The organism is Actinoplanes sp. NPDC000266, from assembly GCF_042899005.1.
In the GTDB taxonomy this organism is placed as follows: domain Bacteria; phylum Actinomycetota; class Actinomycetes; order Mycobacteriales; family Micromonosporaceae; genus Actinoplanes.
This window is the reverse complement of the sequence record NZ_JBIAZI010000009.1, coordinates 64,105-76,799: the sequence shown is the minus strand read 5'-3', so window position 1 is coordinate 76,799 and position 12,695 is coordinate 64,105. Positions and strand designations below refer to the sequence as shown.

The 12,695-nt window shown below is 70.5% G+C and carries 16 protein-coding genes; 11 read left to right on the top strand and 5 right to left on the bottom strand.

What is annotated here, in order from left to right; genetic code table 11:
• Positions 1-155: 155 nt before the first annotated feature.
• The 5 genes from ACFY36_RS33495 (at position 156) to pheA (ending at position 3,497) form a co-directional block, all read left to right on the top strand.
• Complete coding sequence (locus ACFY36_RS33495) at positions 156-887, top strand: hypothetical protein (protein ID WP_097325493.1); 732 nt, start codon at positions 156-158, stop codon at positions 885-887.
• A 107-nt stretch (positions 888-994) separates the two neighbouring features.
• Entirely contained in the window at positions 995-1,456 is a 462-nt protein-coding gene (locus ACFY36_RS33490; protein WP_498693389.1) for a PAS domain-containing protein, read from the top strand.
• A 74-nt stretch (positions 1,457-1,530) separates the two neighbouring features.
• Positions 1,531-1,920, top strand: coding sequence for an ACT domain-containing protein (locus ACFY36_RS33485; RefSeq protein WP_498656101.1), 390 nt, complete (start codon positions 1,531-1,533; stop codon positions 1,918-1,920).
• A gap of 23 nt (positions 1,921-1,943) precedes the next feature.
• Entirely contained in the window at positions 1,944-2,531 is a 588-nt protein-coding gene (locus tag ACFY36_RS33480; RefSeq protein ID WP_499749922.1) for a hypothetical protein, read from the top strand.
• Positions 2,532-2,549: 18 nt separating this feature from the next.
• Positions 2,550-3,497: a prephenate dehydratase gene (pheA, locus tag ACFY36_RS33475; RefSeq protein ID WP_499749921.1), complete on the top strand. Its 948-nt coding sequence runs from the start codon at positions 2,550-2,552 to the stop codon at positions 3,495-3,497.
• Here pheA and ACFY36_RS33470 read toward each other — a convergent pair.
• The 3 genes from ACFY36_RS33470 to ACFY36_RS33460 all read right to left on the bottom strand — a co-directional run bounded on the left by ACFY36_RS33470 (position 3,494) and on the right by ACFY36_RS33460 (position 5,132).
• Positions 3,494-4,231, bottom strand: coding sequence for an AIM24 family protein (locus ACFY36_RS33470; protein WP_499749920.1), 738 nt, complete (start codon positions 4,229-4,231; stop codon positions 3,494-3,496). The genes pheA and ACFY36_RS33470 overlap by 4 nt on opposite strands.
• Positions 4,232-4,279: 48 nt before the next feature.
• Entirely contained in the window at positions 4,280-4,642 is a 363-nt protein-coding gene (locus tag ACFY36_RS33465) for a metallopeptidase family protein (RefSeq protein WP_499749919.1), read from the bottom strand.
• Positions 4,643-4,703: 61 nt separating this feature from the next.
• Positions 4,704-5,132 carry an OsmC family protein gene (locus tag ACFY36_RS33460; RefSeq protein WP_097325388.1) on the bottom strand — a complete coding sequence of 143 codons (429 nt, stop codon included), beginning with the start codon at positions 5,130-5,132 and terminating at the stop codon, positions 4,704-4,706.
• A 67-nt stretch (positions 5,133-5,199) separates the two neighbouring features.
• Between ACFY36_RS33460 and ACFY36_RS33455 the strand changes: the two genes are divergently transcribed.
• The 4 genes from ACFY36_RS33455 (at position 5,200) to ACFY36_RS33440 (ending at position 8,966) form a co-directional block, all read left to right on the top strand.
• A complete protein-coding gene (locus ACFY36_RS33455; RefSeq protein ID WP_499749918.1) occupies positions 5,200-5,946 on the top strand; it encodes a hypothetical protein in 747 nt (248 codons plus the stop codon).
• 34 nt (positions 5,947-5,980) lie between these two features.
• On the top strand, positions 5,981-7,243 hold the full coding sequence (gene serS / locus ACFY36_RS33450) for a serine--tRNA ligase (protein ID WP_499749917.1): 1,263 nt from the start codon (positions 5,981-5,983) through the stop codon (positions 7,241-7,243).
• A 107-nt stretch (positions 7,244-7,350) separates the two neighbouring features.
• Positions 7,351-8,163, top strand: a complete 813-nt coding sequence (locus ACFY36_RS33445) for an HAD family hydrolase (RefSeq protein WP_499749916.1) — start codon at positions 7,351-7,353, stop codon at positions 8,161-8,163.
• A complete protein-coding gene (locus tag ACFY36_RS33440; protein WP_499749915.1) occupies positions 8,163-8,966 on the top strand; it encodes an HAD family hydrolase in 804 nt (267 codons plus the stop codon). The genes ACFY36_RS33445 and ACFY36_RS33440 overlap by 1 nt, the downstream gene beginning before the upstream one ends.
• On the opposite strand, the gene ACFY36_RS33435 is transcribed toward ACFY36_RS33440, so the two are convergent.
• Positions 8,963-9,535 (bottom strand): bacterial proteasome activator family protein, encoded by a 573-nt coding sequence (locus tag ACFY36_RS33435; RefSeq protein WP_499749914.1) that lies wholly within the window; start codon positions 9,533-9,535, stop codon positions 8,963-8,965. The two genes, ACFY36_RS33440 and ACFY36_RS33435, sit on opposite strands and share 4 nt — an antisense overlap.
• Before the next feature lie 27 nt (positions 9,536-9,562).
• A complete protein-coding gene (ddaH, locus tag ACFY36_RS33430; protein WP_499749913.1) occupies positions 9,563-10,390 on the bottom strand; it encodes a dimethylargininase in 828 nt (275 codons plus the stop codon).
• A gap of 67 nt (positions 10,391-10,457) precedes the next feature.
• Between ddaH and ACFY36_RS33425 the strand changes: the two genes are divergently transcribed.
• A complete protein-coding gene (locus tag ACFY36_RS33425; RefSeq protein ID WP_499750224.1) occupies positions 10,458-10,928 on the top strand; it encodes an Lrp/AsnC family transcriptional regulator in 471 nt (156 codons plus the stop codon).
• Positions 10,929-10,948: 20 nt separating this feature from the next.
• A complete protein-coding gene (locus tag ACFY36_RS33420) occupies positions 10,949-12,694 on the top strand; it encodes a beta-propeller domain-containing protein (protein WP_499749912.1) in 1,746 nt (581 codons plus the stop codon).
• Position 12,695: the final 1 nt, after the last annotated feature.

The following is a 12,695-nucleotide window of genomic DNA, read 5'->3' as shown; positions in this document are numbered from 1 at the left end:
AAGATGCACCATCCGCAAGAAGTCGCGATGCGTGAATGCGGCATTCATCCCCACTCACTCCCCTTTCTTTCCGCCCTGGTGTCTTGCTTCCGTAGGGGGTCGAGCACTTACGGTAGTGAAAAGAGAGCCCGAAGGACCTTTTGCCGGAGGTCGAAGTGACTGTCTTCCCAGCACGCCCTGCTCTGCCCGCGAAGCCGACCAGCCTCATCGACCGCCCTCTCGCGCAGCCCGCGGCGCTGGAGGCACCGAATCGCCCGTCGCCCACCGAGTACTTCAAGCGCCGCCGCTCCGAGCGCGACGCCCGTCGTCTCGAGGCCGCGGGTAACCGAGCTCTCACCCGCCTGGACCGCCTCGGCCCGGCGTGGCACATCGTCGACTGGCCGCGCACCGACGCCCTGGGCCACTACGAGCCCGACCCGGCCGACGACCGTGCCGGATTCCTGGCGATCGGCCCCGGTGGGGTCTACGCGGTGACCGTCGCCGACCACGGCCGCGCCCGCGTGCTCATCGCCGGCGACGTGGTCCAGATCAACGGCAAGCGCCCGGCGTACGTGGCCGAGGCCCGCCGCGAGGCCCGCCGCGCCAGCAAGGCCCTGTCCGCCGCGGTCGGCCTGAGCGTGCCCGTGACCCCCGTGCTCACCTTCGTCGGATCCGGCGTGATCAGCGTTCACGGCCTCCCCAAAGAGGTGCTGGTCTCCACCGACAAGGAGCTCGACCGTCTGCTGATCGCCGGTGGCGCCCGCATCTCGCCGGCCACCGCGGGCAAGCTCTCGGCCGTGGCCAACCACCCGGCCACCTGGGCCAACGCTCCGTACCGCCCGGCCGGCGACTATCGCTGGCACGCTGACGGACAAACGGCCGCTGACAAGCGTCCGGCACGCCGGTAACGTTCTTTGCGGTTGAATGTCGACGGCTTCATCGCCGCGGCGAGCGCCCGGGTGACCGGTCGTGGGCCGCGGCGCCGCCGTTGATCCGCAGGAGCGAGGAGGACCGGGTGGCGCACGTCGAACTCTCACTTTCCGGAGCGTTCGTCCCCCAGGCGCGCACACCGTCCGAGGCCGAGTTCGTCCCCAGTCTCGAGAGGTGGACGGCGACCGTCGCGGCCGCCGCCGAGCCGTGCCTGATCATCGACAACTCCACGACCATCCAGGCCCTCTCGGCCTCGGCCGCGGAGCTGCTCGGGCTGGGCAAGCCGCCGGAGGTGATCGGCAAACCGCTCGGCGGGGTGCTGCACCTGATCGACTTCACGGCCGGCGCGGGCGAGCTCGAGGAGTCCGACGCCGACAAGATCCCGCCGTTGCTCGCGGTCCGCAGCGAGCGCCTGGCCCGGGGTCTTCTGCGCGTCGTGCCGAGCCCGGGCGAGCCGCCGCTGACGGTCGACGCGATCGCCACGCCGCTGTTCGACGGTGAGCGCGTGGCCGGGTCGCTGACGTTCTTCTCCCCGGTGCGCTACTAGCCGCCGCGGCGCTGTGGTGTTTACCGCACCACTCGGGCATGTGCAGAAATGACCTCGAAACGTAGTCTGCGTTCATGCTCGATCTCGACCTGCTACCAGGGGAGTACGCGGTGTGCCGCCTTCCGGCCGGCTCACCGATTCCTGCTTCGCTGAACGAGGGGCCGGACGAGAAGAGCGTGATCTCGCTGAGCTGGGCGCCGGAGGAGCTGTCGATCATCTGCCCCAGCGACCGCGTGCCCGACGGGGCCACGGCCGACACCGCCTGGCGCTGCCTGCGCGTGGTGGGGCCGCTCGACCTCGCCCTGACCGGCGTCCTGGCCTCGCTCATCGGCCCGCTGGCCGACGCGCGCGTCAACATTGTGACGTTCTCCACCTATACGACCGACTACCTGCTGGTTCCGGCGGTCCGCCTCACCGAGGCCATGGACACTCTGCACGCCGCCGGTCATCGCATTGCGTCCTGATGGATCGGGCTTAGCATGTCCGGGTGTTCCCCCGCACACGCGTAATTCCCCTGATCATCCTGGGGCCGGCGCTCCTCTCGGCCTGCGGTGAGCCACCGCAGCCGCAGCCGACCTCACCGACGTACGCGACCGCGAGCGCCGCGCCCGTCCCGCTGGACCCCTCGCTGGCCCTGCCCGCGCCGGCGACCCAGCCCGTGACCCCGCCCCCGACGACCTACCCGACGGCCTATCCCACGATCACGATCCCGCCGGCCACCATCGCGACGACGACGTCACCCACGACCGCGCCGACCGAGAAGTCGCCGACACCGACGCCCTCGCACGCCCCGAAGTGCACCACGGCGCCGACCGGCGCGGAGATCGTGGCCCTCGCCAAGAAGGAGGAGGGCATGGCGAACATGGCCCTCGTCGTGCGGGAGGGACCGCTCTGCTCGGGCACGTGGTCGTACACGGCTCTCGGGCTCAAAGGTGTGGAGGAGGACCCGTTCCTGGTGGTCGCCACCGGATCGGGCACCACCCTCACCCGCGTGGCGGCCGGCTCGGAGGTCTGCATCGACCCGGTGCAGAACAGCGCGCCGCCCGGGATCCGCGTGCTCGCCTGCGGCTTCTGACGCCCTAGACTTCCCGTCATGCCCGGAACGCCGCCTACGCGCTTCGTCTACCTCGGCCCCGAGGGCACCTTCACCGAGGCCGCCCTGCGCACGATCCCCGCGGCCGAGCGCGGGCTGCGCAGCCCCGCCCGCAGCGTCCCCGAGGCGCTCGAGGCGGTCCGCGCCGGTGACGCCGACGCCGCGCTGGTGCCGCTGGAGAACTCGGTCGGCGGCGCCATCCCGGTCACCCTCGACGAGCTCGTCACCGGCGCCCCGCTGGTGATCACCCGCGAGGTCGTGCTGCCGGTCGAGTTCGTGCTGGCCGCGCGGCAGCTCACGCCCCTGGGCGCGCTCCGGACGATCGCCGCCCATCCGCAGGCGTCGGCTCAGTGCCGCAACTGGCTGCGGGCCAACGCGCCCGACGCGGTGATCGTCGACGTCCTCTCCAACGCGGCCGCGGCCATCAGCGCGGCCGCCGGCGAGCACGACGCCGCGCTCTGCGCCCCGATCGGCGTCGCCCGCAACGACCTGACCGTGCTGGCCGGCAAGGTAGCCGACCACCCGGACGCGGTGACCCGTTTCGCGCTGCTCACCCGCCCCGGCCGCCCGGCCGAGCCGACCGGCGACGATGTCACGTCGCTGGCCGTCTCGATCCGGCGCGACCAGGTCGGCGCCCTGCTGGCGGTGCTCACCGAGCTGGCCGTGCGTGGCATCAACCTGTCCCGCATCGAGTCCCGCCCGACCGGCGAGCAGCTGGGCACGTACGTCTTCTTCCTCGACTGCACCGGCCACGTGGCCGAGCCCCAGCTGGGCGAGGCCCTCCAGGGCCTGCGCCGCATCTGCGCCGACGTCCGCTTCCTGGGCAGCTACGCCCGCCACCGCCTGGTCCCCGAGTCCCCCGTCGCCGCCCCGCGAGGCCTGGCCACAAACGATTTCGCCGACTCCGCGGCCTGGCTGTCTCAGATCAGGAGCGGCGAGACCGCTTAGTCGAAAAGGTTGCCGAGGATTCCGCCGCCGCCGCTCTGCTGGTTGCCTCCGCCCAGGCCGGCGAAGCCGCCGGGGGGCTCCTCCGAAGGCTGGACCACGACGAAGCCCTGGCCGGCGAAGCTCATCGTGAAACGCTCGCCCGTGCTGCGGCCCAGCAGCGTGCCGAGGCCGAGCTGGTCGGCGCGGTGATATCCGGTCTGCAGGCTGGCCGACCAGCAGATCGCGGCCTGCGGGTCGACATAGGTGGGCTGGTCGACCGTGAGGACCACGGGCGTGCCGTGCGTCGTGACCGCGATCCGGCCCTGTCCGGTGAAGACGCAGTTGAACAGGCCGGCGTTCGACATCATGCCGGCGCCGCTGACCATCTTGATGTCGTATTTCAGGGACGACTCGAAGGCCAGCACGTTCGCGCCGTTGATCGACAGCGCGTCGCCCGGGTCGAGGTCGATGAGATGGATGTCGGCCGCCCGCTCGGCCAGGAAGACGTCGCCGTTGCCCTTCACCCGCATGAGCGGCACGCCCTCGCCGGTCATCTTCTGCTTGAGGAACTTGCCGATGCCGCCGGAACCGAGCGCCTCGAAGTGGACCTGCCCCTGATAGGCGACCATCGAGCCGACCCGCGCCATGAACTCGCCGTTCAGCTCGGCCTTGAGCAGCTTGGAGTTCTGCAGCCGCAGCCCGGGCTGGGCCGACTCGACCTCGAGGTTCTCCGCCGAGAAAAGCTCACTGCGCATGAAGGTCCTCCTGTTGTGGCTCCTTGAGCCCAGGGTAAGAGGGCGCGTCTAACCCCAGCCGAGCTCGTGCAGGCGGTGATCGTCGATGCCGAAATGGTGGGCGATCTCGTGCACCACGGTGATCGCGACCTCGTCGATCACATCGGTCTCGGAGTCGCAGATCTTCAGCGTCGGCAGGCGGAAGATGGTGATCCGGTCGGGCAGCACGCCGGCGTAGTCCCAGCCGCGATCGGTGAGCGCCGTGCCCTCGTAGAGGCCGAGCAGGTCGTCGCTGCCGTCCGGCGGCAGGTCCTCGACCATGATCACGACGTTGTTCATCATGCGCATGAGCTCGGGTGGCACCTCGTCGAGGGCCTCACCGACAAGTTCCTCGAAGCGTTCGGTACTCATCTCGACCGGCACGCCACCCATTGTGCCCGGGGCGCTCGATCCGACGTACGACCAAGCGCCCCGGTCTTTGACCTTGAAAGGATCAGGCCAGCTTGGCGCTGAGCGTGATCTCGGCGCCGGGGGAGAGCAGCCGGGAGATCGGGCAACCCTCCTTGGCGGCCACGGCGATCTTCTGGAAGGCCGCGTCGTCGATGCCGGGGACGTCGCCCACGGTCTCGAGGTCGATGCGGGTGACGCTGAAGCCGGCGTCGGTCTTGTCCATGTGCACCTTCGCCACGGTCTCGACCGAGTTCGGCGTAAAGCCCTCGTCGGAGAGGGCCTTGGAGAACGCCATCGAGAAGCAGCCGGAGTGCGCGGCCCCGATGAGCTCCTCCGGGTTCGTCCCCTCGCCCTCCTCGAAGCGCGACTTGAACGAGTAGTTCCCCTGGATGCCACCCTTGCCGGTCTTGATCGTGCCGGAACCCTCGGTGAGGTTCCCCTGCCAGCGGGCGGTTGCGGTACGAATAGGCATATCCAGAACGCTAGTCCATCGTTCGGCCGCTGGCCGGGGGACCTGCGCACCCGTCATCATGGTTCACATGCCCGCGCAGCAACAGCCGATCGACCTCGGTGTCGCCCCGGCCGAGTCGGTGGTCGAGTTCGGCCCCGAGCCACCCACCCGGCGATGGCGGTCCAGTGGCTTCGCCCGAGAGCTGGCCGGCGATCGGCGGGTGGTCCCGGTGCTGGCCGCCCTGGCCGGCGTGGCCGCCCTGGCCTCGCTCTTCTCCGAATGGCAGGTCACCACCGTCGACGCCGAGGTGCTCAGCGGCGACTCGGGACAGCACGCGATCGCCGCGAACATCGGTGACCTGGGCGCGCTGGGCACCGGCTATCTGCTCGGCCTCTTCCTCGTGATCCCGGCCATGGTGCTGACCATGTTCGGCCCGCCCGCGGGCCGGCGCTACGCACGGCTGGCCGGCCTCAGCGCGGCCGGCACGGCCTTCGGCCTGCTCATCGCGCTCGCGGCCGAGCTGAGCGACCGCAGCGGCGCGATCGACCGGGTCTACGAGATCGCCCTCGACGGTGACCAGATCACCCTGGCCTACGGCCGGGGCATCTGGTGCGCCCTGGCCGCCATGGCGCTGGCCCTGGCCTCGCTCTATCTGGCCGGGCGCTATCTGGGCCGGGCGGCCACGGTGGACGACGACGAGGTTCCCGGCCCGGTCGAACCCTGGTCGTGGCGCCGCCCGGTGGCCACCGACGACAAGCAGCCCGACGCTCCGCTCGACCTGACGGTCGCACCGGCCAAGCCGTTCACGTCCTACGGGGACGGCCTATCCGGATGAAGATCGGGCCCGGTCGCCGGTAGGCTCGTCAATCGTGATTGACCTGCGTCTGCTTCGCGACGACCCCGACCGGATCCGTGCCAGCCAGCGAGTGCGCGGCGAGTCCACCGAGCTGGTGGACGACCTGCTGCGCGCCGACGAGGCGCGCCGCTCCGCCACCCAGCGGTTCGAGGCGATCCGGGCCGAGCAGAAATCGCTGAGCAAGCAGGTGCCCAAGGCCTCCGGCGACGAGCGGGCCGCCCTGCTCGCGCGGACGAAGGAGCTGGCGGCCGAGGTCAAGGCGGCCGAGGCCGAGACGAGCGCGGCCGACGAGGCGCTGCGCCAGGCCCACCTGGCCGTGCCGAACGTGGTGCAGGAGGGCGTCCCCGCCGGTGGCGAGGACGACTTCGTCGTGCTGCGCGAGGTCGGCGACATCCCGGCGATCGACAACCCGAAGGACCACCTCGAAATCGGCGAGGCCCTGCGGGCGATCGACACCGAGCGCGGGGCCAAGGTCTCGGGCTCGCGGTTCTACTTCCTGACCGGGGTCGGCGCGCTGCTCCAGCTCGGCATGCTCCAGATGGCGATCGCCCAGGCGGTGGAGCACGGCTTCGTCCCGTCGATCACGCCGTCGCTGGTCAAGCCGGAGTCGATGGAGGGCACCGGCTTCCTCGGGGCGCACGCGAGCGAGATCTACCGGCTCGAGGCCGACGACCTCTACCTCGTGGGCACCTCGGAGGTGGCCCTCGCGGCCTACCACTCGAACGAGATCGTCGACCTCGAGAGCGGCCCGGAGCGGTTCGCGGGCTGGTCGTCCTGCTATCGGCGCGAGGCCGGGTCGTACGGCAAGGACGTGCGCGGCATCCTGCGGGTGCACCAGTTCGACAAGGTGGAGATGTTCTCCTTCTGCAAGCCGGAGGACGCCGCCGAGGAGCACCTGCGCCTGCTCGCGATGGAGGAGGAGATGCTGGCCAAGGTCGAGATTCCCTACCGGGTGATCGACGTGGCCGCCGGCGACCTCGGATCGAGCGCCTCGCGCAAGTACGACTGCGAGGCCTGGGTGCCGTCGCAGGGCCGCTACCGCGAGGTCACCTCGACCTCGAACTGCACGACCTTCCAGGCCCGGCGGCTCAACATCCGCTACCGGGACGCGAACGGCAAGCCGCAGACCGCGGCCACGCTGAACGGCACCCTCGCGACCACCCGCTGGCTGATTCCGATCCTCGAGAACCACCAGCAGCCCGACGGTTCGGTGCGCGTTCCCAAGGCCCTCCAGCCGTACCTGGGCGGCCGTGATGTTCTCGAACCTTCGCGCTAACGGGTAATACACCGTCCGGCTACCAGAAGTCATAGCCGCTGGTAGCTGGGCGGGTGTACCGTTCTCCTTCCGCCCTCCGCGGGGGTTGTGACACCCCGGAGGTATCGATGGTCAAGCCTGGACTCCCCAAACTGGTCGCGACCGATCTCGATGGCACGCTGGTTCGCAGTGACGACACCGTGTCCGCGTACACCCATGAGGTCCTCGATCGCGTCCGGGCCGCCGGCATCCGGGTCGTGGGCGCCACCGGGCGCGGCCCGCGTCTCACCTCCCTCACCCGCAACGACATCCGCGACGCCGACTTCCTCGTGATGGCGCAGGGTGGCTGGGTGCTCGACCAGGCCGAGTCCAGCTATCTTCTCCGGTCCCGGCTGCGCGGCGAGGTGCTGGGCCAGGTGCTGGGCGCGATCGAGGCCGAGACCGGGCCGCTGTCCGTGATGGTCGAGGCGCTGGAGCACGACGACTCGCCGCTCTGGGGCGACTACGACCCGACCTGGCGCTACCCGGTCGTCGTCGAGCCGCGCACCCGCGCCGAGTGCTGCACGGGCGAGGTCATCAAAGCCTTCGCCCGATCTTTCGCGTACGACGTCGACGAGCTCCTCGCGGTGGCGCGGCGCATCGTCCCGCCGACGGTGGCCTCGGTCACCCAGGCCGGGCTCAACTACGTGGAGATCTGCCCGGCGAACGTCGACAAGGGCACCGGCCTCGCGGTGGTGGCCGAGGCCGTCGGCGTCGATCCGGCCGACGTGCTGGTCTTCGGTGACATGCCCAACGACCTGCCGATGTTCGCCTGGGCCGGCTGGGGCCGGGTGGCGGTCGGCAACGCGCATCCCGAGCTGCTCGCGGTCGCCGATGACGTGACTCTCACCAATGATCAGGACGGGGTGGCGGTGTATCTCGACCGGCTACTGTCGAGGTGATGTCGCCTTTCAAGCTGGTCGCCTCGGATATCGACGGAACCCTCATCCGCACCGACGGAACGCTGAGCAAGCGGACCATCGAGGTGCTCGACGCCCTGCCCGTGCCGTTCGTCGTGGTGACCGGCCGGCCCGTCCGCTGGCTGAAGCAGCTCTTCGACCAGATGAAGGCGCCGGTCCCGGCCGTCTGCGCGAACGGCGCGGTGGTCTACGACGCCGACACCGACGAGATCCTGCGGGCCGACCCGCTGTCGGTCGACCTGCTGCTCGACGTCAGCGCCAAGCTGCGCGAGGCCGTGCCCGACGTGGCGCTCGCGGTCGAGGTCGAGGACGGTCGAGCCTTCTGGTACGAGGAGGCGTGGCCGGTGCGCTGGGAGAACGACAACCATCCGCATGTACGGGTTCTGTCGACCCCCGAGGAGCTCACCTCGGCGCCGGCCGTGAAGCTGCTGGCCCGCTCGGCCGCGCACCAGCCGGACGAGTTCCTCGAGCTGGTCAGCCGCACGCTGGGCGGCGTCGCCGAGACCACCCACTCGTCGTCGACGGCGCTGGTCGAGATCTCGGCCGCCGGCGTCACCAAGGCGGCCGGCCTGGCCTGGCTCTGCGAGAACGAGGGCATCAAGGCCGAGGAGGTCGTCGCGTTCGGCGACATGCCCAACGACATCCCGCTGCTGGCCTGGGCCGGGCGCGGGGTGGCGATGGGCAACGCGCACCCCGCGGTGAAAGAGGTGGCCGACGAGGTCGGCCTGACCAACGACGAGGACGGGGTCGCGCAATACCTGCGCGACCTCTACGACCTCGGCTAAAGATATTGACCCGTCCGGCCGCCCTCGCCCTGCGCCTGGGTGGGCATGCCGGGCAGCGCGCCCATGGGCAGCGCCGGCCGGCCGCCGCCACCGCCGCGCATCTGCTCGAGCTGGAGCCGGGCCGCCATCTGCTGGGCGACCAGCGCGGCCTGGATGCCGTGGAACAGGCCCTCGAGCCAGCCGACCAGCTGGGCCTGCGCGATGCGCAGCTCGGCCTCGCTGGGCGGGGTGTCGCCCTCGAACGGCAGCGACAGGCGCTCGAGCTCCTCGCGCAGCTCGGGCGCGAGGCCGTCCTCGAGCTCGGTGATCGACCGCTGGTGGATCTCGCGGAGCCGGCCCCGGCTCGCCTCGTCGAGAGGCGCCGCCCGGACCTCCTCGAGCAACTGCTTGATCATGCTGCCGATGCGCATGACCTTGGCCGGCTGCTCGATCAGGTTGCCCGGCGCCTCGGGGTCGAGCTTGCCGTCGGCGTCCATGGTGCCCAGCGGGCGCCCATCGGGGCCGACCACGATCACGGAGCCGTCGTCCTGCTTCTCCACGGTGCGGTTCTCGTCGGTCATGCGGTCCATCTTCCCGCACCGGGTCCAAACAACCGCCTACGGCCTCAGCTCGGCCACGGCGCATTTGACGCTGCCGCCGCCACGTTTGAGCTCGGAGAGGTCGACGTGCACGGGGTGGTAGCCGGCCGCGCGCACCCGGTCACCCATCGCGATCGCCTCGGTGTTGAGAATCACGTGCCGGCCGTCGCTGACCAGGTTCAGCCCGAACGCCTCGGCGTCGGCCCGGTCGGCGATCACCGCGTCCGGGAAGAGCTGGGCCAGCACCCGCTGGGAGCCCGCGGAGAAGGCGCCGGGGTAGTACGCGATGGTGCGGTCGTCGAGCGCGGCCAGCGCCGTGTCCAGGTGGTAGAAGGCCGGGTCGACCAGCCGCAACGACAGCACCGGGCGGCCGAGCACCTCCTGTGCCTCGGCGTGCGCGCTCGGGTCCGTACGGAATCCATGACCGGCCAGGACCAGGCCGCCGTAGGCGGCGGGCAGATAGGCGAAATCACCCTCGCCCTCGTTGATGTGAGCCGGGCCGGCGAAACGCCAGCCGCCCGCGCCGTAGAAGGCGGCGTGGGCGTCGGCCTCGGCCGCGCGCTGCGGATAGAGGAAGCGGGCGCCGTAGACGGCGCCGTCGACCGAGAACGCACCGTTGGCCGCGTAGACCATGTCGGGCAGGCCGGGCACGGGGTCGAGCACGTGCACGGTGTGGCCCAGGTCGCCGAGCGTGTCGCGCAGGATCGACCACTGTTTGACCGCTAGCGCCGCGTCGACCGGGACGGTGGTGTCCATCCAGGGGTTGATCGCGTACTCGACCGTGAAATGCTCCGGGGGACACATGAGATATGTCCGATTCCGCGGCTGGCGCTCGCTGTGGTTCATGACCTAGAGCGTAGGTAGGCTCAGGCGCACGAAACAGCGAGAAATCTTGCTCATCGGAGGCGAATCGTTGCAGATGGACGCGGTAGACCAGCGAATCGTTGCGTTGCTGGTGGCTGACGCGCGATCGTCGTACGCCGAGATCGGGGCCAAGGTCTCGCTGTCGGCCCCGGCGGTGAAACGCCGTGTAGACCGGCTTCGATCCAGTGGGGTGATCAAGGGATTCACCACGGTGATCGACCCGGCGGCGGTGGGCTGGACGACCGAGGCGTTCGTCGAGCTCTTCTGCACCGGGCGGACGACTCCGGCCCAGATCACGGTGGCCACCCGGCGTCATCCCGAGGTGGTGGGGGCCTACACGGTTTCCGGCGAGGCGGACGCGCTGGTGCATCTGCGGGCGGCCGACATCGGTCACCTGGAGCAGGCGCTGGAGAAGTTGCGGGCGGAGCCGTTCGTCACCTCCACCCGCAGCATGATCGTGCTGTCCCGCTTGGTGGAGACGCCGACGCCCGTTCCCGCGCCGGAGGGAACCGCTTCCTAGAACGCGACGTCCAACCGGACATGTCGCGTCGAACCTGGCTCTACGCCGCACTGGCCGTGCTTCCGCTGGCCGGCTGCACCAGCTCGCCGGCTCCCTCCACCTCCTCGTCGTCGCCGCCGTCCACCATCGCGGCCCGGCCCGCCCTGAAGCTCGTCGCCTTCGACTCCTGCGCCCAGCTCGAGAAGGAGCTGCGGGCCGCGGCCAAGAAGTACGGCCGGGAGCCGGTGGCCATCGACGACATGCGGGCGATGCCCGACCAGGCGCGGGGCGGCGTCCCGGCGGCCAAGACCTATTCGGGCACCAACGTGCACGAGGCCGGCGCCGACGAGCCCGACATCGTCAAGACCGACGGCCGGCGGATCGTCACCGTCACCGGCGGCGTCCTGAAGGTCGTCGACGCGGCGGGCCGCACCCAGACCGGGCGTCTTGATCTCGGCATCGAATCGTTCGGCGAGCCGAAGGTGCTCCTCTCCGGTGATCACGCGCTTGTGCTCGTGGACGGCGGTCCCTCGTACCTCAAGGACTCGGCCCGTCTGATGAGGCCGGACAGCGGCCGCTCCGAGGTGTTGCTGATCGACCTGACCGGCACGCCGCGCCTGCTCAGCCGCTATCGCGGGGACGGCTCGCTGGTCGACGCCCGGCAGACCGGCAGCGTGGCCCGGGTCGTGCTCAGCAGCACGCCGCAGATCGACTCGTGGGTCCCGGCGTGGGAGATCACGACCGGTTCCGATCGCGCCACCGGGAAGCTCGACTGCGCACAGGTCAGCAAGCCCGAGACGTTCACCGGCGCCTCGATGCTGCGGGTGCTGACCTTCGACCTGGCCGCGACCGCGCTCAGTGACGGTTCGCCGGTGGCGCTCGTCGCCGACGGTGACGCCGTTTACGCCACGGCCAGCAGCCTCTACATCGCCAACAACGAGAGCCCGGCGTTCCGCCGGATGGTCTCCTCGGCGCGCGACACCACCCCGAAACGCGACACCGAGATCTACCGTTTCACGCTGCCGCCGGCCGGCAAGCCCGTGTACGTCGCGGCCGGCAAGGTGCCCGGCACGCTGCTCAACCAATACTCGATGTCCGAATGGGACGGTCATCTTCGGGTGGCCACGACCGACCCGGCAACGGACAGTTCGGCGGTGCGGGTCCTGAAGGAGAGCGACGGAAAGCTCGCCGAGGTCGGCTCGGTGAGCGGTCTGGGCAAAGGCGAACAGATCTATTCCGTACGCTTCACCGGCGCCCGCGGCTATGTGGTGACCTTCCGCCAGACCGATCCGCTGTACAGCCTCGACCTGGCCGACCCGGCCCGCCCGCGGGTCACCGGCGAACTGAAGATCAACGGCTATTCGGCGCACCTCCAGCCGGTCGGCGAGAACCGGCTGATCGGCATCGGGCAGGAGGCGACCGCCGAGGGGCGGTCGCTCGGCACCCAGATCTCCCTCTTCGACGTGAGCGATCCGGCCGCGCCGCGCCGCCTCGACCAGCACGTCGTTCCCGGATCGATGTCGGAGGCCGAGATCGACCCGCACGCGGTGCTGTGGTGGGAAGCGACGTCTCTGCTGGTCGTGCCGGTCAGCGACGCCCGTTCGGACGGGCCGCTCGCCCTGCGCGTCACCGGCGATCAGCTGCGATCGCCGGACCGGCTGACCATGGCCGGCCCGGTGCGGCGCTCGCTGGTGATCGGCGACGTGCTGTGGTCGGTGTCCGACTCCGGGCTGCTCGCCTCGAACGCGTCCACCCTGGACCGTCTGGGCTGGGTGGCGCTGAAGTGAG